This window comes from Xanthomonas sp. F10, assembly GCF_014206815.1.
GTDB lineage: Bacteria > Pseudomonadota > Gammaproteobacteria > Xanthomonadales > Xanthomonadaceae > Xanthomonas_A > Xanthomonas_A indica.
This window is the reverse complement of the sequence record NZ_JACHNP010000001.1, coordinates 1,749,658-1,772,456: the sequence shown is the minus strand read 5'-3', so window position 1 is coordinate 1,772,456 and position 22,799 is coordinate 1,749,658. Positions and strand designations below refer to the sequence as shown.

Sequence of the window (22,799 nt, the reverse complement as noted above, 5' to 3'; positions counted from 1 at the left end):
CGGTTGGCCGCTCACGCGGCGTCGCTGCCGCTGGCGCGGTGCAGGGCGCGGATCATCGCGTGCTTGCCCATCGGGATCTTGTAGGCGTTGTGCGCCAGCGGCCGCGCTGCGGCCATCTCGGCCTGCGCGGCGGCGGCGAAGGCGGCCTCGCCGATGGCTTGCCCGACCAGCGCGGTTTCGGCGGCGCGCGCGCGCCAGGGTTTGTGCGCCACCCCGCCCATGGCGATGCGCGCTTCGCGGATGCGCCCGTCCGGTTCCAGGGTCAGCGCCGCGGCCACCGAGACCAGCGCGAACGCATAGCTGGCCCGGTCGCGCACCTTCAGGTAGTGGCTGTGCGCGGCGAAGCTCTGCGCCGGCAGGGTGATCGACTCGATCAACTCGCCGTGCGCCAACTGGTTGTCCAGGTCGGCGCGCGCCTCGGGCAGCAGATGGAACTCGGCGAACGGGATCTCGCGGTGGGCGCCGGCCGGCGTGCGCACGTGCACGGTCGCGTCCAGCGCGGCGAGCGCCACGCACATGTCCGACGGATGCACCGCCACGCAGTGCGGGCTGTGGCCGAAGATCGCGTGGGTGCGGTTGAGCCCCTCGCGCGCGCCGCAACCACTGCCCGGTTCGCGCTTGTTGCAGGGCAGGGCGGTGTCGTAGAAGTAGCCGCAGCGGGTCCGCTGCAGCAGGTTGCCGCCGTTGCTGGCCATGTTGCGCAGTTGCATCGTGGCCCCGGCCAGGATCGCCTGGCTCAGCAGCGGATAGCGTTGGCGCACCAGCGGATGGTTGGCGGTCTGCGTGTTGTTGGCAAGTGCGCCCAGGCGCAGGCCGCCGTCGGCAGTTTCGGCGATCTCGGCCAGGCCCTTGAGCCGGGTCAGGTCGACGATCTCGTCGGCACCGGTCACCCCTTCCTTCATCAAGTCGAGCAGATTGGTGCCGCCGCCGAGGAAGCGCGCGTTCGGGTTGGCGGCGACGCGGCGGATCGCGTCCTCCGGCGAGGTCGCGCGCTGGTACTTAAACGGCGTCATCCGCCACCTCCTTGGCCATCTTCAGCGCGGTCAGCTCGGACTGGTCGACATAGCGCCACGACAGCGGCCGCGGCGCGCCGCCGCTGTGCACGTCCTGGATGGCGGCGACGATCTTCGGGTAGGCGCCGCAGCGGCAGATGTTGCCGCTCATGCGCTCGCGCACCTCGGCGTCGCTGAGGTCGGTGACCGGCCGGCTGACGTCGGCGCTGACGTGGCTGGCGTCGCCGCGCTTGATCTCGTTCAGCAGGGCCACGGCCGAGCAGATCTGCCCTGGCGTGCAGTAGCCGCACTGGAACCCGTCGTGCTGCACGAACGCGGCCTGCATCGGATGCAGCCGTTCGCCGTCGGCCAGGCCTTCGATGGTGGTGATCTGGGTGTCTTCGGCCTGTGCGGCCAGGGTCAGGCAGGACAGGCGCCGCTCGCCGTCGACGATCACCGTGCAGGCGCCGCACTGGCCGTGGTCGCAGCCCTTCTTGGTGCCGGTCAGTGCCAGATGTTCGCGCAGCGCGTCCAGCAGGGTGGTCCGTGGGTCCAACTGCAACGCGTGGCGCTGGCCGTTGACCTCCAGGACCACCGGCAGCGCATTCTGCGGCGGCGCGGCCTTGACAACGGGCGCGGCGAATGCGGCCTCGCTGAAGAGGATCTGCCCACCCGCGCTGCTCAGGCCCGCGGCCGAGAGCAGGGCGATGAATTCGCGGCGCGAGAGGCCATTGATGCCGAGCCGGCGTGCGAGCGCGGCCTCGTCCTCGCTCAGCGGGGTATCGGGCGCGCTGTCGGCGGCGCCGGACGCGGCCTCGGAACGGCGGGGGTCATGCTGCATCGGTCTCTCCTGCCTGGGGACCACCACCACGCGCGCCGTGGCGCAGCATGGAGCGAATCGACCTGGGTAGCGGCGCCGCCATCGCGACGCCGACGTAGGGGCGCGCATCGGCACCCGAGCGCCAGCATCGCGGCGGTACCGCGAAGGGATTGCGAAGAGATCGCGAAGGCAGGGTGTCGAGACAGTGATGCGGTCAGGCGGATGCGCACGAGCGGGAACGGCGCACATGCGCGGCGTCGAGCGCTTCTGCAGGAGCGGTCACCGCCGCGACAGGCATCGATCGCGCCTGTCGCGGCGGACGCCGTGCCACGCGCCGTGGCGATGGCAGCACATGCGTGTGCCACGTGCGGGCGCTACCAGCGATACGCCACCGACAGCTGGTATTGGCGGCCGGCGATCGGGCGGCCCATGAACACGCCCCCGGTGGCCGCGCCCTGCACGCGCACATTGCCTTCGGTCAGGCCCAGGGTGTCGGTCACGTTGCTGCCGCTGACGGTGAACTCCCAGTGCTCGCCGCTGTGCAGGCTGGCGCCGAGGTCGAGCATGTCGTAGGACGGCAGGCGCTGGCTGTTGGCCAGGTCGGCGTAGCGCTCGCCGATGTAGGAGTAGGTGGCGAACACGCGCAGGTCGCCGAACGGCAGCATCCAGTAGTAGCTCGGCGTCAGCCGGAACTGGCGCTTGGGCTGGCGCATGACCTGGTTGCCGGTGTACTCGCGGTAGTTGCGGTATTTCGCGTCCAGCCACACCCCCGTGCCGGCCAGCTCGAAGCCGCCGAACGGGCGGATCGCGCCTTCCACCTCCAGGCCGTAGGCGCGCGAATCGCCGACCGTGGTGAAGTTGCTGCCGTTGGCCAGGAAGGCCTGGAACGGCGAATTCTTGAAGGTGTTGTAGAACGCGGTCAGGTACAGATCGTAGTTGGCCGCACCCGACTTCAATCCCAGTTCGTACTGCCGGATGTCCTGCACCTTGGTCTGCCCGTCGCGCAGGTTGTCGAAGCCTGGGAACTTGACCCCGGAATTGACCCGCGCGAATACGCTGTTGTGCGCGTCGAGCTTGACGTTCAATCCGGCGGTCCACGACAGCGCATTGTCGTCCTGGTCGATGCGCCGCGCGCTCGGCAGCGAGATCGAGGTGGCATTGTCGTACAGCGTGGCCGGATTGCCGTCCAGGTCGACGGTGGCGGTGTCGTGCACGGTGCCGGTGACGTGCTGACGCTCGTAGCGCACGCCCAGGTCCAGGCGCAGGCGCTCGTCCAGCTCCCATTCGTCGGCGACGAACACCGCCGCGTTCTCGCCCTCGTAGTGCGCCCGCAGGGCCAGGAAGGCGGTGCTGGTGAAGCCGTCGCGGGTGGGCTGGCGGCCGTCGTCCAGCGTCACGTCGATGCGCCGCGCATGGTTGCGCGCGGTCAGCAGCATGGTGTTGCCAAGGTACCAGGTGTCGTTGGAGGTATACCTGGCGTAGTAGCTGCCCACGGTGAGCGTGTTGCCGGCGAACAGTGCGCGGCTCAGGCGCAGGTCGTTGGTGAAGGAGTTCAGGCGCTTGTCCACCGACCACCAGCCGGCTTCCAGCACCTGCTGGTTCGGATCGGCCGCACCGCCGCCATTGGTATAGCGCGCGCTGCCGGTGCTGCCGTAGCCGGCGATGAAGTCGCCCAGCCGCTGCGGCGCGTCGCCTGTGAACAGCGCATAGGTCGGCGCGGTGCCGCCCATCACGTTGAAGCGGTCGGCGATGGTCCAGTCGCCCAGCTGCCAGTTCAGCTCGCCGCCGAACACGTCGATGTTGACGCCGCGGCCGTCGCCGAGGTCGCGCTGGATGGTCTGGCCGTTCGGGCCGACCGGCAGGGTGACGTTGCGGAAATCGTCGCTCAGCAGCGTGCCACGCTGCGCATTGAGGCCGGGGAAGCTGGACAGATCGCGGCCGTTGTTGCGCGACAGCAGCGGGATCGCGGTGTAGAAGGCGTTGTTGTCGTCGGTGTGGCGCGCATAGAACGACAGTTCGCCGCTGTCCCAGCGCTTGCTCAGGGTGGCGCTGAACTGGCCGCCCTTGTCGGCGGGGAACTGCGGGTCGCGCACGCCGTCGGTCTCGCGGAAGAAGCCCCCGACGCTGTAGTACCAGCCATTGCCCATCGGCCCGCTGTCGAACAGGTCGATGCGGCGCAGGGCGTCGCTGCCGCCGGTGAGGCGCACGCTGCCTTCCGGCTCGTCCTGGCCCTTCTTCTGGATGAAGTTGACGGTGATGCCGGCCTGGCCGTTGGAGAAGATCGGACTGGAGCCGCCGCGCAGCACCTCCATGCGTTCGATGGTGTCGTCGGTGCGGAACAGCGTGGAGTTTTCCAGGAACGACAGGGTCGGCGGCGGGAACAGCGGTGCGCCGTCGAGCTGGAAGGTGACGAACGGCGCATCGCCTTCGGACGGCATGCCGCGCACGAAGATGTTGGCGCCGGTGCCGCCGCCGCTGGGCTCGGCCCACACCCCGGGCACGATCTTCAGCAGGTCGGCGCTGCTCTGTGGCACCGCCTGCTGGATCTGTTCGGGTGTGGCGGTGGTGATCGAAAAGCTCGCATCGCGCTTGCGCAGGCCGCTGAAGCGCGCAGTGCCGCTGACGACCACGGTATCCAGGGTGGTGGCGTCGGGTTGTGCGACAGGCGCAGCGGGGGCATCGGCGGTCTGCGCCAGCGCGGGGGGCGCGAGCAGGGCGGCGGCGACGGACAGGGGCAGCAGCTGGCGGAGCGGGGCAAATTGCATGAAGAATCTCTCCTTTCTTCATCCGGAACGGTCGGCCGGCAGGCGGGCGCACGCGTGCAGCGCGTGGCCACGTCGCAGCGGCCGCGACGGCGCGAGACAGAGGGCAACGCGCGGCGCTCTTTGTACCCCTGTCCAGCGAGCGGGCTGTTGTGCAGCGCGGTACGCGCCAGGTTTGCGTGACAGGTTGCCCACGCAGGCCGCCATCGCACGGCCATGCACGGCCTGCGCTGCGCAGTACGGTGTCGCGCGACCAGGGCAGGTGCGGTGGCGCGGATGCCTCTGGCAGACGCGCCGTCGCCATCGTCGCCACGCCGCACTTGCTATGGTCGCGCGCGTATTTCCAAGAGCGTCCTGCAATGAAGAACTGGTTGTTCCTGCTGGTGGCCATCCTCGCCGAGGTGGTCGCGACCTCGGCACTGAAGGCCAGCGAGGGCTTCACCCGGCTGTGGCCGACGCTGCTGGCGCTGTGCGGCTATGGCATCGCCTTCTACCTGCTGTCGCTGACCCTGCGCAGCGTGCCGGTGGGCGTGGCCTACGCGCTCTGGTCGGGCATCGGCATCGTGTTGATCTCGCTGCTGGCATGGTGGCGGTTCGGCCAGGCGCTGGATCCGCCGGCGATCGTCGGCATGGCGCTGATCGTCGCTGGCGTGGTGGTGATCAACGTGTTCTCGCGCAGCGCGCCGCATTAGCCAAAGAAAAGGCCGCCCGAAGGCGGCCTCCTCACGCTGCGGCGAGCGTGCCCGATCAGAAGAACAGGCGCACGCCGAACGAGGCGCTGCGGCCGGGCAGCATGACGTCGTCCTTGAGGAACGAGGTGTGCACGCGGGCATCCTGGTTGGTCAGGTTGTTGCCGTCCAGGAACACTTCCCAGGCGGTGCTGCCGCTGTCGATGTGATAGGCCAGGTGCGCATCGACCAGGGTGTAGCCGGCGGTCGGGGTCTCGTTGACCGCCACCTTGTCCTGCTTCTGGTAGCGGGTGGCGCCCAGCGCGGCGCGCCAGTTGCTGGCGTCCCAGCGCAGCTGCGCGCCGTAGCGCGCCGGCGCGATGCGCGGCAGGTTGCCGCCGTCCTTCAGCCGCGCACGCACGGTGTCGCCGAACACGCGCAGGTCCCAGGCGCCGCTGTCGTTGTTGGCCAGGTGGAAGGTGGCTTCGCCCTCGAAGCCGTGGAAGATCGCATCGGCCTGGGTCCACTGGCGGATCGGCAGGAAGTCGTTGTCTTCCTCGTGGTACCACTGGCCGCCGGTGTCGACGATGTAGATGAAGTCGTCGTAGCGGTTGTAGTAGCCGGCCACCTTGGCGTCGACCCAGTCGTTCTTGAAGATCAGGCCCAGTTCGGCCTGGTTGGCCTTCTCGGTCTTCAGGTCGGGGTTGCCGATCTCGTAGGCGAGGGTGGCGATGTGCGGGCCGTTGGCGAACAGCTCTTCCTCGGCCGGGGCGCGCTCGGCGTGGTCGAGGTTGGCGGTCAGGCGCCACTGTTCATTGAAGCGGAAGCCGCCGCTGAGCGACAGGCTCTTCGGGGTGAAGTCGCGGTCCACGCCGGTGTCGGTCTCGTACTTGGTCTTGTCCACGCGTGCACCGACCTCGGCCTGCACGCGGTCCCAGCTGTTGCGCGCCAGCGCGAACACGCCGAGGGCGCGGGTGTCGGTCTTCGGCACGAAGGCTTCTTCGCCGACCGCCTGGAAGGTGGAATCGCTGCCCTGCACGCCAACCGCGGTCTGCCAGCCGCCGCCCAAACCGAAAGAGGCCTCCACGCGGCCCTCGTTGGCGCGCTTGTCGAACTTGGTGCCCACTTCCGCGCCTTCGAACTCGGTGTGGGTGTAGGCGGTGTGGCCGAAGCTGTAGCGCAGCGCGCTGCCGTCGCCCCACGGGTCGTTCAGCGCGCCCTTGAGCTCGAAACGGTCCTGGTGCAGCTGCAGCGACACGCCGCGCTCGCCGGCGGCCGGGTCGCCGGGTTCGCCCGGGTTGCCGTAGTTGTCGCGGAAGCGCGAGATCGACACGCCGACGAAGCCCCAGTCGCCGGCCAGCGAGCTGCCGATCGAGCCGACCTTGGACTTGACGAACGAGTTGAGCTGCGGGCCCTGCGGCGTGTCGTAGTCCTTCAGGTTGCGATACACGCCATCGGCGTGGATCGACAGGCCGCTGCCGTTGCCGGCATCGACGCGGAACATGTCGGTGTTGCCGCTCTTGTCGCCGCCTTCCCAGCGCGCTTCGGCACGGCCGTGCACGCCGTCGACCGGGGTCTCGGCGATGCGCCCGTCGACCACGTTGACCACGCCGCCGATGGCGCCGGAGCCGTACAGCAGCGTCGACGGGCCCTTCAGCACTTCGATCTGGTCGGCCAGGAACGGCTCCACCGCCGGCGAATGGTCCTGGCTGACCGTGGACACGTCCTGCGAGGACAGGCCGTCGTTGAGCACCGCCACGCGCGGGCCGTCGAGGCCGCGGATGATCGGCCGGCCCACGCCGGGGCCGAAGTTGGAGCTCTGCACGCCCGGCAGGCTGGCCACGGTCTCGCCGATGCTGGCGCCGCGGTTTTCGTCCAGGCGCTCGCCGGCCAGCACGTCCACCGGCTGGCTCAGCGCGCCGGCCGCATCGCGCAGCGGGCTGGCGGTGACGACCACCTGGTCCATGTCCTTCACGTGCCGGTCGTGCGTGTGGCCCGCGCCGTGGCGACTGTCGCTGGCCGGCGGCGTGGCGTCGGCCGCGGCGGTCGCCGTGGTGGGGTCGGCGGCCAGGGCCAGTGACGGGCTCAACAGGCCAAGCAGGGCCAGGGACAGGGCGGAACGGCGGAGCAGGGCGGGACGGTGAGAGGACATGGGCATTCCATCAGGAGGGACAGTCGGGGCGACGTGCGCGCTGCCGACACCGCACAGCGGCGGTGGACGGTCGGGGAAGGGGCACGGGACGCGCTGGTCGCCGGCGGCCGAATGTTATATTATTCCGTAACACTTTCAACCCGTGCCGCTCGTCATGTCCTCACCGTTCGATCTGCGCGCCACGCTCGACCGCCTCGGCGCCACCGGTTCGCTGCTGTGCGCGGTGCATTGCGCGGTGCTGCCGCTGGCGCTGGCGGTGCTGCCGTCGCTGGGTCTGGCGATGTGGCTGGGCGAGGGCGTGGAGCGCAGCCTGGTGCTGTTCGTGACCTGCCTGGGGCTGTTCAGCCTGGTGCTCGGTTATCGCCGGCACCGCGCCTGGCAGGCGCTGGGCCTGCTGGTGCTCGGTCTGCTGGCGTTGTGGGCCGGCCTGCTGGTGCCGGCGCTGCACCACGCGGTGGCGCCGCATGCGGCGATCATGACCTTCGGCGGCACCCTGGTCGGCCTCGCCCACCTGCTCAACCTGCGCCTCAATCACGGCCACGTGCACGACGCAAGCTGCGCCCACTGAGCGCACGTGGTAGGCTTGCCGCCCTTGCGCGAGGGCGCCGACCGCGTTGGCCTCGCCAAACCCCGTGCGTCGCGCGGGGGTTTTCGCACATACATTCAGGAGTCGATGAGCATGGGTAAGGGTGACCGCAAGACCGCCAAGGGCAAGCGCTACAACGCCAGCTACGGCAATGCGCGCTCGCACAGCGTGAGCAAGGTGGCCGTGGGCGCTGGTGCGCCGGTCGCGAAGAAGTCGGTGGTCAAGGCGCCGGCGGCCAAGAAGGCCGTGGCCAAGAAGACGGTCGCCAAGGCCGGCTGAGCCAGCCACCGGTTGCGACGAAGAACGCGGCGCTTGCGCCGCGTTTTTTTATGTCTGTTTTTTGCTGCCCGGCCGCCGCCAGGCAGCGGCCTTGCGGCGAAAGCGGGAGTGGCGGCGCGCTTGCCGATCGCGCCAGCGCCGGGGACGCGCCGGCAATCAGTGCGGGCGTGGCGCGGTCGGGCCGTCGTCGCGGTCGTCGTGGTCGCTGCCGGCCAGGTCGGCGACCAGCGAGGTCGGCGCTTCCTCTTCGGCGGGCGGCGCCGACGCCGGTGGCGGTGCCACCAGCAACAGCTCGGCCAGGCCGCGATAGATCGGCGTGCGGCACACCAGCGCCGAGGCGCCGCGGGCGATCAGCACCGTGGCCAGGATCGGCAGCAGCATGTCGCTGCTGTCGGTGAGTTCCAGCGAGATCACCGCCGAGGTCAGTGGCGCCTGGGTCACCCCGGTGAGATAGGCGCACATGCCCAGCAGCACGAAGATGCGCGGGTCCACGCCCGGCATCAGCACGGCCAGGTTGTGGCCGAGTCCGGCGCCGACCGCCAGGGCCGGCGAGAACAGGCCGCCGGGGATGCCGGCGACGTAGGAGACCAGGTTCGCCAGCAGCTTCATCAGGCCGAACTCGTGGCCGACGCTGGCGTGCCCCTGCACCAGGCTGCGCGCCTGCTCGTAGCCGGTGCCGAATGCGCCGGCGCCGAAGATCAGGCCCAGCAGCACCAGCGCCAGGCCGCACAGCGCGGCCAGCAGCACCGGCTGCCGCCGGCGCAGGTCGCCCAGCCAGCGCGGCCGGCCGGCGGCGCTGGCCAGCACCATGCGCGAGAAGGCGCCGCCGAGCAGGCCGGCGACCACGCCGCACAGCAGGATCGCCAGCCACGCCTTGCCCAGCGGCAGGCCGGCGGTGGCGACCCGGCCGAAGTAGGTGTAGTCGCCGAGCAGGCCCAGCGAGATCACGCCGCCGACGATCACCGCGGTCAGCAGGGTGCCGGAGAAGTGGTGCTCGAAGCGCCCGCTCAGTTCCTCGATGGCGAACACCACGCCGGCCAGTGGCGTATTGAACGCGGCAGCGATGCCGGCGGCGCCGCCGGCCAGCAGGAAATGGCTGGCCTGGCGTGCGTCGCGGAAGCCGAACCAGCGCCCGAACACATACATCAGGCTGGCGCCGACGTGCACGGTCGGGCCCTCGCGGCCGATCGAGGCGCCACCGAACAAGGCCATGGTGGTCAGCATCAGCTTGCCGGCGGACACGCGCAGCGACAGGTTGGACTGGCGGAAGCCGTCGTCGGTGCGGTCCAGCGCGGCGATCACCTGCGGAATGCCGCTGCCGCGGGTGGGGCGCAGCGCGCCGTTGGTCAGCCAGGCGAGCAGGGCGAACACGCTCGGGGTCAGCAGCAGCGCCCACCACGGCGAATGCGCGGTGATGCGCTGGAACACGTGGAAGGCGGCGTCGCTGGCCTTGGCGAAGACGATGGATACCAGTGCCACCGCCACCGCGCCGCCCCACAGCACGGCGCGCTGCTTCCAGCTCTCCTGCGAGATCAGTTGGCGCAGGCGCGGTGGTTGCGCGGAGTCGGGCGAGTGCATGCGGCCATTGTCGCACGCGTTGCCCCGGGCGGGCGTCGGCGCGCCGACGCCGTTGCCCTGGCGCTTAGGGCGTGTCACCCATTCCCGAGTATGCCGCGCGCCTGCCAGGCCCAACCCGAAGGGCTGCGATTGCGCCCGCCTGTGGCCGCGTCATCGCTCGGGCGTGGACGGGCGTCCACTTCCTTGCTCTTCCTTGCCACAGGCACGCGCAATCGCGGCGCGGCATGCTCGGGGATTGGTGACCCGCCCTAGCGCAGCGCCGGCAGCAGGGCCTGCGGATCGCCGTCGTTGGGCGCGGCGGGGATGCCGAGCAGGCGGGTCAGCAAGGGGTAGACGTCGACGTTGTCGATCGGCGGCAGGGTGACACCGCGGCGGAACGCCGGACCGCGGGCGACGAAGACCGCGCGCATCGACGGCAGCGCCGGGTCGTAGCCGTGCGAACCGCGCAGGCTGCGCGGCTTCTCGGCGATGCGCGCACGCGGCAGCGCATCCCAGCCCTCGTGCATCTGGCACACGATCGGCGGGATGCGCGGGTTGCTGCCGTAATGCCAGCGCGCCGGCAGCTCGCCCTTGCGCCAGCAGTCGTACTGCGGGTGCGCGCCGAGCAGCCGCGCCTCGGCCGCGGCCTCCTTGCCCGGGCGCGGGGCGATGCCCACCGATTGCCCGTAGCTGATCACCGTGGCCTGCTGCGGCGACACCATCTCTTCCACCGCCAGCACCTGCCTGGGCGGCACCGCGGCCATGCCGTGGTCGGAGACCAGTACCAGGTTGATCCGGTCCAGTTCGCCACGCTGCGCCAGGCCGTCGAGCAGATGCCCGATCGCGGCATCGATGCTGGCGATGGCCTGCGCGTATTCCCGCGACTCCGGGCCGTGGTCGTGGCCGGCTTCGTCCACCTGTTCGAAGTACAGCGTCAGCAGCTGCGGCCGCGGCGCGCTGGCATCGTCGAGCCAGCCCAGCACCTGATCCACCCGCGTGTTCGGCGGCATGTCCGCGTCGAAGGCCTGGCGGCGGCTGGGGCGCACGCCCTGGATGGCCGCCTCGCTGCCCGGCCAGGCCCAGGTCGCCGCGTGCAGGCCTGCCTTCTCGACGCCGACCCAGATCGGCTCGCCCCCCCACCAGCGGCCATCGCCGACCGCGGCGCGATCGCTGATCTGGAACGTGCCCAGCAGCGGGTCCTGCATGCTGTTGTGGACGATGCCGTGATGGTCCGGACGCAGGCCGGTGGCGATGGTGTAGTGGTTGGGGAAGGTCAGCGATGGATAGGAGGGCGTCATCCACTGCGCGCGCACGCCGTCGTGGACCAGGCGGCTCAGGTTCGGGGTGATGCCGCGATCGAGCATGTCCGCGCGCAGGCCGTCGATCGAGATCAACAGCACCGGCGTGGGCAGCGCCGCCGGCGCGGCGGCGCTGGCCGCGGCGGTCGCGTGCGGGGACGTGGAGGGGGCGGAGGCGCAGGCACCGAGCAGCAGGGTGGCGCAGACGAGCGTGGAGCGCAGGACGGAGGACATCATCGCCGCATCATAAAGCGCGCACGGTGACGTGGCGAAGACAGCGCCGCCGCGCGCCCAGCGGCTGACGGATGCGGCAAGGCCGCGGCGTTGGCGGCAGGTCCACCGCGTGCCGCGGCGCTCAGCCGAACAGCGAGGCCGTGGTGCCGGCGGCCGCGCCGCCGCCGCCGCGCCGCTCCAGCGCCAGCAGCGCGGCCTTGGTCGGCAGGCCGCCGCCGAAGCCGGTGAGCGCGCCGTTGGCGCCGATCACCCGGTGGCAGGGCAGCACGATCGGCAGCGGGTTGCGGCCGTTGGCGGCACCGACCGCGCGCACCGCACGCGGCTGGCCGAGGTGCTGCGCCAACTGCGCGTAGCTCCAGGTCGCGCCGAACGGGATTTCGGCCAGCGCCAGCCACACCCGCCGCTGGAACTCGGTGCCGTGCGGGGCCAGCGGCAGGTCGAAGTGGTCGCGCTCGCCGGCGAAGTAGGCCAGCAGTTGCTCGCGCGCGGGGCGTACCGGGGCCGGATCGTGGATCCAGTCGGCGCGCCCGCGGGCGTCGTAACGGTTCTCCGGGAACAGGATGTGGCGCACGCCATCGGCGCCGACGGCGACGGTCAGCTCGCCGATCGGGGTGGCGAAGCGGTCGTAGGACAGCGGGGACGTGGTCATGTGCGGGTCTCCTCGGGAGGATCGTTGGCCAGGTGCCACAGGTGCAGCACCGCGTAGGCGCGCCAAGGCCGCCAGGCCTGCGCGCGCGCCTCGGTGGCGCGTTCGCTCAGGCGCGCGCCGCCTGCGCCGAGCATGCGTTGCAGCACCAGGTCGCCGGCCGGGAAGGCGTCGGGCTGGCCGAGCGCGCGCAGGGCGATGTACTGCGCGGTCCAGGCGCCGATGCCGGGCAAGGTGATGGCGTGGGCGACGAAGTCGTCCAGGCGCTGGCCGGCGCGGAAGGACAGGCGGCCGTCCAGCACCGCCTGCGCCAGCGCACGGATCGTCGCCGCCCGCGAGCGTGGCAGGCCGATCGCTTCCAGCGGCGCATCGCGCAAGGCCTGCGGGGTCGGGAAGGCGCGATCCAGCCCCGGTGGCTGGCCGGGCCGCGCGGCGCCATGGCGATCGACCAAACGTGCGGCCAGGGTTGCGGCGCCGGCCACGCTGACCTGCTGGCCGAGCACCGCGCGCACCGCCACTTCGAAGCCGTCCCAGCCGCCCGGCACGCGCAGCCCGGGGCGCCGGGCGATGGCCCGCGCCAGCAGCGGATCCTCGCCGAGCGTGGCGTGCACCGCGCGCAGGTCGGCATCCAGGTCGAACACGCGGCGCACCCGGCGCACGATGTCGGGAATGGCGCGCGGATCGGCCGCGGCGATGTGCAGGCGCAGTTCGTGGCGCTGCGGATCGGCTTCGACATGGATGCGGGTGGAGGCTTCGCAGGGACCGAGCACGCGTTCGTAGCTGGTCTCGCCGATGCGCTCGATCCCAGGGATCGCGCGTTTGCGCAGGAACGCCAGCATCGCCGGGAAGTCCAGCGGCGGCCGATAGCCCAGGCGCAGCACCAGGTCGCCGCCGGGGCTCTCGGCGCGCTGCTTGCGGATCGCCGACGGCGGCATGCCGCAGCCGTCGAGGAAGGCGGCGTTGAAGCGGCGCAGGCTGTTGAAGCCGGCCGCCAGCGCCACCTGGGTGATCGGCAGTGCGGTCTCGGTCAGCAGTTGCTTGGCCAGCAACAGGCGCCGGGTGGCGTGCACCGCCGCCGGGGTGGCGCCGAGCTGGGCGACGAACAGGCGCTGCAGCTGGCGCGCGCTGATCCCCAGTTCGGCGGCCAGCGCGGCGACGCTGGCGTCCTGCAGGGCGCCTTCGGCGATCAGCGCCAGCGCACGCCGCACGACCTCTTCGCCCAGGTGCTGCTGCGCCTCCGGCGACAGTTCGGGGCGGCAGCGCAGGCACGGCCGGTAGCCGGCCGCTGCGGCGGCCGCGGCGCTTGGGTAGTAGCGCACGTTGCTGCGCTTGGGCGGTGGCGCCGGGCACACCGGCCGGCAGTAGATGCCGGTGCTGCGCACGGCGGTGAAGAACACGCCGTCGAAGCGCGCATCGCGCGACTGGCGGGCGCGGTCGTAGAGGGCGTGGTCGGTGGCGGCGAGGGCGGGCATGGCGCCAGTCTAGTCGGCCCCGGCGCGGCGCACTGGCCGTTTTCGGACAGCAATGCCGCCGCGCGCGCATGGCCGCGGCGCCCGCGGTTTAGGCGCAGTTGGGGAGGCTCCGCGCTGCCGCACTAGACTAGTGTCCACGGGCGCCTGGCGCCTGGCGTTTTCGTGTTCGCCCTGGATCCCTGCTTGGCCGCTACGTTCAGACTCTGCTGGTTGTCGTTGTGTTGCCTGGGCCTGTTGGCCTGCGGGCAGCAGCCGGCGTCGGCGCCGCGGACCGTCGCCGACAGCCCCTCCGCCGACGGCGAGCACATGGTCTCGATCGGCGCGCCGCCGGCACCGCCACCGCACGCGGCCGTCCCCAAACGCGATCCGCAAGCCTGGGACGAGGCGACCCTGGAGAACGGCGAGGCGTTCATCAGCTGCGATACCGACTATGCCGCCGAGGCCGGCGACGGCCAGCCGCTGGCCGGGCTGGACCGGCCCGCGGTGGAAGCGGCGCTGGCGCCGTGCCGCGAGCGCGGGCTGATGCGGGTGCGCTATGTCGGCAAGATCAACGCCGGCTTCGCCGAGATGGTGCGACGCCTGGCCGAGGTGGCCAAACAGACCGGCATCGGCAAGCGCGTGCTCGACCTCGATTCCAGCGGTGGCCAGGTCGAGGCGGCGATTCGCGCCGGCGATGCGATCGGCGAGTCCGGCTGGACCGTGTGGGTGCGCGAGGGCTCGGTCTGCCACAGCGCCTGCGTGTTCGTGCTGGCCGCCGGCGACAACCGGCTGATCTCCGGCAAGGTCGGCATCCACCGGATGATGCGGATCAGTTCCACCGCGACCTCGCGCGCCGAGCTCAACCGCGAACTGCAGGAGGTCTACGGCAACGTCAAGGACTACCTGGAGCGCAACGGCGTGGCGGTGGCGGTGGCGGATCTGATGATGACCGTGCCCAACCGCAGCCTGCGCCTGCTCAGCAACGACGAACTCAAGCAGTACGGGCTCGATGGCACCAATGCGGTGCAGGACGATCTGGAGCGGATCAAGCAATTGCGCAAGTGCGGCGACGATTTCGTGCGGCGCAAGGATGCGTTCCTGGTCGCCTTCGACCAGGAGTGCAAGACCAGGAAGGACGTGGATCTGGAGAGCCTGACCGCCTGCGGCCAGGCGCTGAAGCAGCGCTTCGGGTTCCCGGACCAGGCCTGCCCGATGGAAAGCCCGCTGTCGGAGATCGACGTGGCGACCCTGCCGCTGGCCTCGCCCGGGGCCTGAACGGCGGCTGCGGCGCGTCCCGCGCGTTCACGTGGCACGCATCGATGCGGGACTAGCGTCGCCGCATCACCACCCCGGAGCGCGCGCATGGCCGCCGGAACCCGCTTGATGCTGCGGCTGTATCTGCCCCCGGCGTTGCTGGCGCTGGGGGGCTTCGTGATCGCCGAAGTGCTGCTGCACCTCGCCAACGGTCTGCATGCGCCCTGGCTGGCGCGGACCGGCTCGCTGCTGAGCCTGTTCGGCCTACTCGCGGCCACCGCCTGGGCGCTGTGGGCCAGCTGGCGCGCCTGGCACCGCCAGCGCTACGCCGCCGCGGCCGCGGTGGTGGCGAGCGAGGAAACGCCGTAGGCGCCACTGCGTTGGTCCGTCATGGCGGCGTAGACTGCGGCCCTCGCCACCGCCGCTGCCGAGCGATGTCCTTGCCCACGTCCGTCCCGTTCCGCTTTCCTGTCGTCCTGCTGGCCTTGATGGCCGGCGCCGCCTCCGCGCAAACCGCGTCCCCGGCACCGTCGTCCGCACCCACGCCGACGCCGGCGACCGCCCCGCCAGCGGCCCCCGCCGCACCCGCCGGCGCTCCCGCGGCGGCAGCGAAGCCGGCGCCGCGCCATGCCGGCGCCGCGGCCCCCGCCCCCGGGCCGCTGGCCAAGCAGGATGCGCAGATGGCCCAGGCCGGGCTGCGCGCTGCGCAGTTGGTCGACGCCGGGCGCACTGGCGAACTGTGGGACGGCGCCTCGGCGGTGGCGAAGAAGGCGGTGACGCGCGCGGTGTTCGTGCGCGAGATCGACGCCGCGCGGGCGCGTTTGGGCGCGCTGCTCGGCCGCGGCGTGGCCAGCGTGGCGCGGGTCCAGTACGCCGCCGGCTCGCAGGTGCCGCCGGGCACCTACGTCAACATCAGTTTCCCCAGCCGCTTCGCCAACGCGCCGCAGCCGGTGCGCGAGCTGGTGTCCTTGCGGCTGGACGAGGACAAGACCTGGCGCCTGGTCGGTTATCACGTCGCCATGCCCGATTGAGCGGCATGCTGCGCGCCGTCTTCCCTTTCCCGACGAGGCTCCGATGCCCACCGAAATCCGCATGCTGGCCTGGGCGATCCTGCTCGGGATCGCGCAATTGCTGCTCGCGTCCGCCTTCGTCACCGCGCAGCGCGGCTTGAAGTGGAACGCCGGCGCACGCGATGCGCCGCAGCCGCCGCCGGCCGGCGTGGCCGGGCGCCTGGATCGCGCCCTGCGCAATTTCCTGGAGACCTTCCCGTTCTTCGCCGCCGCGGCGGTGGCGGTGGCGGCACTGGGCAAGGGCGATGCGCACACCGCGCTGTCGGCACAGATCTATGTGTGGGCGCGGGTGGCCTACGTGCCGCTGTACGCGGCCGGCGTGCCGTACGTGCGCAGCCTGGTGTGGGTGGTGTCGCTGTGGGCGATCCTGCAGCTGGTGTGGACCTTGCTCTGACCCTCGCAGGCTGCGACCGATCGTCGCAGCGCTGATCCAGATCAAGGACGCGGCGCGTGGCGGTCGTATCCTGGCGGTGTCCGATCACGGAGTTGCCGCATGCAAGTGGATATCGCCATCGTCGGGGCCGGTCCTGCCGGCCTGTGCTTCGCCCGCTCGCTGGCCGGCAGCGGCCTGTCGTTGGCGGTGATCGAGCCGCAGCCGCGCGCGGCGCTGGCCGAGGCCGCCTTCGACGGCCGCGAGATCGCCTTGACCCATGCCTCGCGGGCGCTGTTGGAGCAGTTGGACCTGTGGGCACGGATCGACCCGCAGGCGATCGCGCCGCTGCGCGATGCGCGGGTGATGAACGGCTCCTCGCCGTTCGCGCTGACCTTCGCGGCGGGCGAGGGCAGCCGTGGCGACCTGGGCTGGCTGGTGCCCAATCACCTGATCCGCCGCGCCGCGTTCGCCGCGGTGCAGGACCAGCCCGGCCTGACGTGGCTCGACGGGGTCTCGGTGCAGGCGCTGCGCCGCGACGCGCGCCAGGCGCAGCTGCAGCTTTCTGACGGGCGCAGCGTGGCTGCGCGGCTGGTGGTGGCGGCCGACAGCCGTTTTTCCAGCACCCGGCGCATGAGCGGCATTGGTGCGCAGCTGCGCGATTTCGGCCGCACCATGCTGGTATGCCGGGTGCGCCATGCGCGTCCGCACCATCAGACCGCCTGGGAGTGGTTCGGCTACGGCCGCACCATGGCGTTGCTGCCGCTGCACGGCAACGCCGCCTCGGCGGTGCTGACCCTGCCGCCGGAGCGCGCGCAGGCGCTGCTGCAGATGGACGAGGCAGCGTTGGGGGCGGAGATCAGCGCCTGCTTCGAGCACCGCCTGGGCGCGATGACCCCGCTGGTGCGGCCGCAGGCCTATCCGCTGGTGGCGGTGTATGCGCAGCGCTTCGTCGCCGAGCGCTATGCCTTGATCGGCGATGCCGCGGTGGGCATGCATCCGGTGACCGCGCACGGCTTCAACTTCGGCCTGCAGAGCCAGGCGCGGCTGGCCCGCGCGCTGCACGAGGCGGTGGCGCGCGGTGGCGACATCGCCGCGCCCGCGTTGCTGGCCGGCTACCAGCGCGGGCACCGCCTGGCCACGCGCCCGCTGTACGAGGCGACCAATGCGATCGCCGCGCTGTACACCGACGACCGCCTGCCGGCGCGCGCCCTGCGCAGTGCCGCGTTGCGCGTGGCCGACCGGGTCGCGCCGTTCAAGCGCGCGATCGCCGCGCACCTGACCCAGCGCGTGGCGGCCATGGGGCGCTGAGGTCAGGCCGCGGCGAGCGGAGCGACGCGTCGGCGCATGCGCTGTGGTGCTTGTCGCGCGGGCTGAGCCTGTCGTGCGCTTCCTCGCAGGAGCGGCTTCAGCCGCGACCACGCTTTACCAGGAACGCCCGGTCGCGGCTGAAGCCGCTCCTGCGAGGGGTGGAGGCATGCCTCCTGGGTCCGGCAACCTCAGGAGGGTGAACGCGGTTGCGCCGCACCGGCGACAAGCGCGGCGAGGGCGGTTTGCAGGTCGCCGGAGCGCTGGGCCGCTTCGATCGGGGCGATGGCCCAGGCGCAGCCGGCGTGGCGCAGGTGCTGGCGCCAGTCGCCGGGCCAGGCTTCCAGTTCGTCCAGCGCCAGGTGGATGGAGCCGCCGCGCTCGCCATGCCCGCCGCAGATGGATTGGCCCAGGCAGAACGGACGCGCCGCGTCCGGATCGAGCTGCACGATGTACACGTCGTGCCGCGGATGTGCCGCGGACGGCGCGATGTTGCGGGCGCCGAGCTCGATCAGCATCGTCCGGCGCCCCGCATTGCCCGGCAGCGTCGGCCAGCAAGTGGCAGGCCGCGCGCGCCGACGCCGGTCATGCCTTGCCGAGCACCTGCACCTGCACGTCGCCCAACTGCACCACCTGGCCCGCGCGCACCTTGCAGGCCTTGCGCAGCTCGACCTCGCCGTCCACGCGCACCTGGCCGTCGCTGATCACGGCCTTGGCCGCGCCGCCGCTGTCGCACAGGCCGGTCAGTTTCAACAGGTGCTTGAGTTCCACGTAGTCGCTTTCTAGCTGGAGATCGATGGTCTGCATTGGGGAGCTGCTCGGAAATCGGCGCCCATTGTCGGTCATTCGCGGCAAAACGCCCACCATGTCGATCGTCTGCGCTGACCGGCCGCAGCGGTTGGCCGCTGTGTCGGCGCGCCTGTGGCCGGCCGCAACGGCCGCGGCCGGCAGTGCGCAGCGGGTCACGCCTGAACGGTGCCGTTCACCTGATTTCGACATGCGGCCCGGCAGAGCGCACAATAGGGGCTTCTTTGCGCCTGCCGGTTCTCTGCGGCGCCCCCGGAGTCTCCCATGTCCCAAGATACCCCCGCGCCGCTGCTGTTCGCAGATCTCGGCCTCTCCCCTGCTGTGATGAAGGCGGTCGCCGACGTCGGCTACGAGTCGCCGTCGCCGATCCAGGCCGCCACCATCCCGGCGCTGCTGACCGGCCGCGATCTGCTCGGCCAGGCGCAGACCGGCACCGGCAAGACCGCCGCATTCGCGCTGCCGATCCTGTCGCGGCTGGATTTCGCCCAGCGCAAGCCGCAGGCGCTGGTGCTGGCGCCGACCCGCGAACTGGCGATCCAGGTGGCCGAAGCGTTCCACCGCTACGCCGCGGCGATCCCCGGCTTCCAGGTGCTGCCGGTGTACGGCGGCCAGCCCTATGTGCAGCAGCTGTCGGCGCTCAAGCGCGGCGTGCACGTGGTGGTGGGCACCCCAGGACGGGTCATCGACCATCTCGATCGCGGCACCCTGGACCTGTCCGAGCTGAAGACGCTGGTGCTGGACGAAGCGGACGAAATGCTGCGCATGGGGTTCATCGACGACGTCGAGGCGGTGCTGAAGAAGCTGCCGGACTCGCGCCATGTGGCGCTGTTCTCGGCGACCATGCCGCCGGCGATCAAGCGCATCGCGCAGACCTATCTGAACGACCCGGCCGAGGTGATCATCGCCTCCAAGACCACCACCTCGGCCAACATCCGCCAGCGCTACTGGGCGGTGAGCGGGCTGCACAAGCTCGACGCGCTGACCCGGATCCTGGAGGTCGAGCCGTTCGATGCGATGATCATCTTCGCCCGCACCAAGGCCGGCACCGACGAGTTGGCGCAGAAGCTGCAGGCGCGCGGCTTGGCCGCGGCGGCGATCAACGGCGACATCCAGCAGGCGCAGCGCGAGCGGGTGATCCAGCAGCTCAAGGACGGCAAGCTCGACATCCTCGTCGCCACCGACGTGGCCGCGCGTGGCCTGGACGTGGAGCGGATCAGCCACGTGCTGAACTACGACATTCCCTACGACACCGAAAGCTACGTGCACCGCATCGGCCGCACCGGCCGGGCCGGGCGCAGCGGCGAGGCGATCCTGTTCGTCAGCCCGCGCGAGCGCGGCATGCTGCGCGCGATCGAGCGCGCCACCCGCCAGCCGATCGAGGAAATGCAGCTGCCGAGCGTGGACGCGGTCAACGACCAGCGCGTGAGCCGCTTCATGGAGAAGATCAGCGAGACCATCGCCGCCGGCGGCATCGACATGTACCGCGACCTGCTGCAGAAGTTCGAGGCCGAGAAGAACGTGCCGATGGTGGAAGTGGCCGCGGCGCTGGCGCGCCTGCTGCAGGGCGAGACGCCATTGCTGCTGGCCCCGGACCGCCCGCGCCCGGCGCAGGGCGACCGCTTCGAACGCCGCGAGCGGCCCGAGCGCGGCGAGCGCCCGGAGCGCGCCCGCTTCGAGCCGAAGTTCGAGCGCGAGCCGCGTGCGCCGCGCCGCGACGACGGCGAGCGCGCCGCCCGTCCGGCCCCGGCCGCGCGCGGCGAGGACTTCGACTACCACCGCGACGTCGGCAGCTTCGAGGCCCCGCGCCGCGACAAGGCGCCGAAAGCGCCGCGCGGCGCCCCGGAAGTGGGCATGGAGACCTACCGCATCGAGGTCGGCCACCAGCATGGAGTCAAGCCGGCCAACATCGTCGGCGCGATCGCCAACGAAGCCGGGCTGGAGAGCAAGTACATCGGCCGTATCGACATCCACGACGACCACTCGATCCTGGACCTGCCGGCGGACATGCCGCGCGAACTGCTGACGCACCTGAAGAAGGTCTGGGTCTCCGGCCAGCAACTGCAGATGCGCAAGCTTGACGACGACGCCCCCGGCGGCGCCCCGTTCAAGCCGAAGTTCGCGCGCACCGGCAAGCCCGGCGGCAAGCCCAACGCCGCCGGCCCACGCCCGGCCGGCCGCTTCGCCGCCGACCGCCCGCCGCGCAAGGGGCCGCCGAAGCGCTGAAAGGCCGGGATTGGGGAGTCGGGATTGGGGATTCGTTGTCGCGTTCCCTGATCCCGATGTCTCCCGTGCCGTCGGGCAGGTCGCTTCCATGCGGTGACTCGGGCATGCGAGCCGCTGCCCGGTCGACGTCCGCCTGCTGCCTGCCGCTGTTCATTGCCTGACTACTCTTATCGTCGCCGTACGCGATCACGTGCTTTGACGAATCCCCAATCCCCAATCCCCACTCCCGAATCCCCGCCCCATGTCCGTCCGCCTCAACAAGCACATCGCCGAGACCGGTTTTTGCTCGCGCCGCGAGGCCGATCGGCTGATCGCCGCGCGCCGCGTCACCGTCAACGGCCTGCCGGGCGGGGTCGGTTCGGTGGTGGGCGAGGGCGACGAAGTCAAGGTCGATGGGCAGCCGCTGCGCGCGCGCGCCAAGGCTAGGAGCGGGCGCCGCCACGTCTACATCGCGCTGAACAAGCCGGTCGGGGTGACCTGCACCACCGAGAGCGCGGTCAAGGGCAACATCGTCGACTTCGTCGGCCACGAGCAGCGCATCTTCCCGATCGGGCGCCTGGACAAGGAGTCCGAGGGGCTGATCCTGATGACCAGCAACGGCGACATCGTCAACGAGATCCTGCGCGCGGAGAACCGCCACCAGAAGGAATACCTGGTGGCGGTGAACAAGCCGGTCACCGACGAGTTCCTGCGCGGCATGGCGCGCGGCGTGCGCGTGCACGACCAGATGACCCTGCCGTGCCGCACCGCGCGCATCGCCAAGTTCGGCTTCCGCATCGTGCTGGAGCAAGGGCTCAACCGGCAGATCCGGTTGATGGCGGCGGCGTTCGACTACCGTGTCACCCAGTTGCGCCGCGTGCGCATCGACAACATCAAGCTCGGCGCGCTGAAGCCGGGCCAGTGGCGCAATCTTACCGAGCAGGAACTGCACGGCCTGCTGCCGCAGCGCCAGGAGTGGTAACCGCGTCTCAGTGTCCGCGGCCGGCCGCCGCCGCGCCGGCCAGGGCTGGCGTCCGCCACGGATTTGGCCATACTGCGCAACGCGAACCAACGCCGCCGCTGGGTACCCCGTGATCAAGCCCCGCAAGCCCGACAACGAAGCCGCACGCCTGCAGGCGTTGCATGCGCTGCAGATCCTCGATACCGAACCGGAAGCGTCCTACGACGATCTGGTCGACATCGCCGCCAAGCTGTGCGGCACGCCCTCGGCGCTGATCTCGCTGGTGGACGACGAGCGGCAATGGCTGAAGGCGCAGCGCAACGTCTGCCTGTTGAGCAATGCGCGCGACGAGTCGTTCTGCGGGCACACCATCCTGACCCCGGAGCAGGTCATGATGGTCGCCGACGCCACCGCCGATGCGCGCTTCCAGAACAATCCCCTGGTCACCGAGGGCGGGGTGCGGTTCTACGCGGGCGCACCGCTGCTGACCCGCGACGGCCTGCCGGTCGGCACCGTGTGCGTGCTCGACAATGAGCCGCGCACCCTCCAGCCCGAACAGCTGGCGGCGCTGCAGGCGTTGTCGCGGCAGGTGATGCAACTGATCGAGCTGCGCCGCGCCACCCATGCGCTGGCGCTGCAACTGCGCGAACGCGCCTGGTACGAGCAGCAGTTGCTGCAGTACCAGCACTCGCTGGAATCGCTCAACGCCGAACTGCTGGAGCAGGCGCGCACCGACCCGCTGACCGGCCTGCTCAACCGCCGCGCCTTCGCCACCGCGCTGATGATCCATGCCGAGGCGGCGCAACTGGGCACCGCGCCGCTCAGCGTGGCGATCCTGGACCTGGATTACTTCAAGAGCGTCAACGACCTGCACGGCCACGACAAGGGCGACGAGGTGCTGCTGGCGCTGGCCGACATGCTGCGTGCGCGCATCCCGCCGGACAGCGTGGTGGCGCGCTACGGCGGCGGCGAGTTCGCGTTGTTGTTGCCCGGTCTGGACGCGGCACAGGCGATGCGCACCTGCGAGCGCCTGCGCCAGGACACCAGCCTGCTGCAATTGGGCATACCGCTGACCGCCAGCATCGGCGTGGCCACGCTGCAGGGCCACGAGACTGCCGAAGACCTGCTCAAGCGCGCCGACCACGGCCTGTTCCAGGCCAAGCGTGCCGGCCGCGATTGCGTGTCGCTGGCGGCGTAGGCACGCCACCTCGCGAACTCGGATGACGCAGGACGCCGTCGCGCCGTACCCTCACCCCAACCCCTCTCCCGGCGGGAGAGGGGCTATTTCCGGAGCATGCGATGCCCTTCGCGTTGGGCCTGCGGCCATGCCGCACATGCACAGAAACGGGCCAATCCCGAATCCCCAATCCCCAATCCCGGAG

General features: G+C 71.1%; 21 protein-coding genes. 11 read left to right on the top strand and 10 right to left on the bottom strand.

Annotated elements, in window-relative coordinates; all coding sequences use genetic code 11:
- Positions 1 to 11: 11 nt before the first annotated feature.
- The 3 genes from FHR56_RS07805 to FHR56_RS07795 form a co-directional block, all read right to left on the bottom strand.
- Entirely contained in the window at positions 12 to 1,013 is a 1,002-nt protein-coding gene (locus FHR56_RS07805) for a xanthine dehydrogenase family protein subunit M (RefSeq protein ID WP_160948189.1), read from the bottom strand.
- Complete coding sequence (locus FHR56_RS07800; protein ID WP_160948188.1) at positions 1,000 to 1,833, bottom strand: 2Fe-2S iron-sulfur cluster-binding protein; 834 nt, start codon at positions 1,831 to 1,833, stop codon at positions 1,000 to 1,002. Before FHR56_RS07800 ends, FHR56_RS07805 begins: the two co-directional genes overlap by 14 nt.
- Before the next feature lie 353 nt (positions 1,834 to 2,186).
- Entirely contained in the window at positions 2,187 to 4,577 is a 2,391-nt protein-coding gene (locus tag FHR56_RS07795; protein ID WP_160948187.1) for a TonB-dependent receptor, read from the bottom strand.
- A gap of 356 nt (positions 4,578 to 4,933) precedes the next feature.
- Here FHR56_RS07795 and FHR56_RS07790 point away from each other — a divergent pair, with 356 nt between their 5' ends.
- A complete protein-coding gene (locus FHR56_RS07790) occupies positions 4,934 to 5,266 on the top strand; it encodes an SMR family transporter (RefSeq protein WP_010343489.1) in 333 nt (110 codons plus the stop codon).
- A 55-nt stretch (positions 5,267 to 5,321) separates the two neighbouring features.
- Here FHR56_RS07790 and FHR56_RS07785 read toward each other — a convergent pair whose 3' ends face one another.
- Entirely contained in the window at positions 5,322 to 7,394 is a 2,073-nt protein-coding gene (locus tag FHR56_RS07785) for a TonB-dependent receptor (protein ID WP_160948186.1), read from the bottom strand.
- Positions 7,395 to 7,548: 154 nt separating this feature from the next.
- Between FHR56_RS07785 and FHR56_RS07780 the strand changes: the two genes are divergently transcribed.
- Both FHR56_RS07780 and FHR56_RS07775 read left to right on the top strand, forming a co-directional pair.
- Positions 7,549 to 7,962, top strand: coding sequence for a MerC domain-containing protein (locus FHR56_RS07780; RefSeq protein WP_160948185.1), 414 nt, complete (start codon positions 7,549 to 7,551; stop codon positions 7,960 to 7,962).
- Between the two features lie 111 nt (positions 7,963 to 8,073).
- Positions 8,074 to 8,259: a 30S ribosomal protein THX gene (locus FHR56_RS07775; RefSeq protein WP_160948184.1), complete on the top strand. Its 186-nt coding sequence runs from the start codon at positions 8,074 to 8,076 to the stop codon at positions 8,257 to 8,259.
- A 156-nt stretch (positions 8,260 to 8,415) separates the two neighbouring features.
- On the opposite strand, the gene FHR56_RS07770 is transcribed toward FHR56_RS07775, so the two are convergent.
- The 4 genes from FHR56_RS07770 to FHR56_RS07755 all read right to left on the bottom strand — a co-directional run bounded on the left by FHR56_RS07770 (position 8,416) and on the right by FHR56_RS07755 (position 13,466).
- Positions 8,416 to 9,837: a chloride channel protein gene (locus FHR56_RS07770; RefSeq protein ID WP_160948183.1), complete on the bottom strand. Its 1,422-nt coding sequence runs from the start codon at positions 9,835 to 9,837 to the stop codon at positions 8,416 to 8,418.
- A 248-nt stretch (positions 9,838 to 10,085) separates the two neighbouring features.
- Positions 10,086 to 11,348 (bottom strand): ectonucleotide pyrophosphatase/phosphodiesterase, encoded by a 1,263-nt coding sequence (locus FHR56_RS07765; RefSeq protein WP_160948229.1) that lies wholly within the window; start codon positions 11,346 to 11,348, stop codon positions 10,086 to 10,088.
- A 121-nt stretch (positions 11,349 to 11,469) separates the two neighbouring features.
- The gene (locus FHR56_RS07760) at positions 11,470 to 11,997 is read right to left on the bottom strand and encodes a methylated-DNA--[protein]-cysteine S-methyltransferase (RefSeq protein WP_160948182.1); all 528 of its coding nucleotides are present in this window, start codon (positions 11,995 to 11,997) and stop codon (positions 11,470 to 11,472) included.
- Positions 11,994 to 13,466, bottom strand: a complete 1,473-nt coding sequence (locus FHR56_RS07755; RefSeq protein ID WP_160948181.1) for a DNA-3-methyladenine glycosylase 2 — start codon at positions 13,464 to 13,466, stop codon at positions 11,994 to 11,996. The genes FHR56_RS07760 and FHR56_RS07755 overlap by 4 nt, the downstream gene beginning before the upstream one ends.
- A 183-nt stretch (positions 13,467 to 13,649) precedes the next feature.
- On the opposite strand from FHR56_RS07755, the gene FHR56_RS07750 reads away from it, so the two are divergent.
- The 5 genes from FHR56_RS07750 (at position 13,650) to ubiM (ending at position 17,450) form a co-directional block, all read left to right on the top strand.
- Complete coding sequence (locus tag FHR56_RS07750; protein WP_237473357.1) at positions 13,650 to 14,720, top strand: hypothetical protein; 1,071 nt, start codon at positions 13,650 to 13,652, stop codon at positions 14,718 to 14,720.
- Between the two features lie 87 nt (positions 14,721 to 14,807).
- Positions 14,808 to 15,068, top strand: a complete 261-nt coding sequence (locus FHR56_RS07745; protein ID WP_184502461.1) for a hypothetical protein — start codon at positions 14,808 to 14,810, stop codon at positions 15,066 to 15,068.
- Between the two features lie 119 nt (positions 15,069 to 15,187).
- Positions 15,188 to 15,730 carry a DUF4019 domain-containing protein gene (locus FHR56_RS07740; RefSeq protein ID WP_184502606.1) on the top strand — a complete coding sequence of 181 codons (543 nt, stop codon included), beginning with the start codon at positions 15,188 to 15,190 and terminating at the stop codon, positions 15,728 to 15,730.
- A gap of 43 nt (positions 15,731 to 15,773) precedes the next feature.
- The gene (locus FHR56_RS07735; RefSeq protein WP_160948468.1) at positions 15,774 to 16,163 is read left to right on the top strand and encodes an MAPEG family protein; all 390 of its coding nucleotides are present in this window, start codon (positions 15,774 to 15,776) and stop codon (positions 16,161 to 16,163) included.
- A 99-nt stretch (positions 16,164 to 16,262) separates the two neighbouring features.
- Positions 16,263 to 17,450, top strand: a complete 1,188-nt coding sequence (gene ubiM, locus FHR56_RS07730; protein WP_160948467.1) for a 5-demethoxyubiquinol-8 5-hydroxylase UbiM — start codon at positions 16,263 to 16,265, stop codon at positions 17,448 to 17,450.
- A 188-nt stretch (positions 17,451 to 17,638) separates the two neighbouring features.
- Here ubiM and FHR56_RS07725 read toward each other — a convergent pair whose 3' ends face one another.
- Positions 17,639 to 17,965 (bottom strand): hypothetical protein, encoded by a 327-nt coding sequence (locus FHR56_RS07725; RefSeq protein ID WP_160948466.1) that lies wholly within the window; start codon positions 17,963 to 17,965, stop codon positions 17,639 to 17,641.
- A 67-nt stretch (positions 17,966 to 18,032) separates the two neighbouring features.
- Positions 18,033 to 18,254 carry an RNA-binding S4 domain-containing protein gene (locus tag FHR56_RS07720; protein WP_160948465.1) on the bottom strand — a complete coding sequence of 74 codons (222 nt, stop codon included), beginning with the start codon at positions 18,252 to 18,254 and terminating at the stop codon, positions 18,033 to 18,035.
- Positions 18,255 to 18,518: 264 nt separating this feature from the next.
- Here FHR56_RS07720 and FHR56_RS07715 point away from each other — a divergent pair, with 264 nt between their 5' ends.
- From FHR56_RS07715 to FHR56_RS07705, 3 genes are all read left to right on the top strand, one after another.
- Positions 18,519 to 20,477 (top strand): DEAD/DEAH box helicase, encoded by a 1,959-nt coding sequence (locus tag FHR56_RS07715; protein ID WP_160948464.1) that lies wholly within the window; start codon positions 18,519 to 18,521, stop codon positions 20,475 to 20,477.
- 241 nt (positions 20,478 to 20,718) lie between these two features.
- Entirely contained in the window at positions 20,719 to 21,438 is a 720-nt protein-coding gene (locus FHR56_RS07710; protein WP_160948463.1) for a pseudouridine synthase, read from the top strand.
- Positions 21,439 to 21,547: 109 nt separating this feature from the next.
- The gene (locus FHR56_RS07705) at positions 21,548 to 22,615 is read left to right on the top strand and encodes a sensor domain-containing diguanylate cyclase (RefSeq protein WP_160948462.1); all 1,068 of its coding nucleotides are present in this window, start codon (positions 21,548 to 21,550) and stop codon (positions 22,613 to 22,615) included.
- Positions 22,616 to 22,799 lie beyond the last annotated feature (184 nt).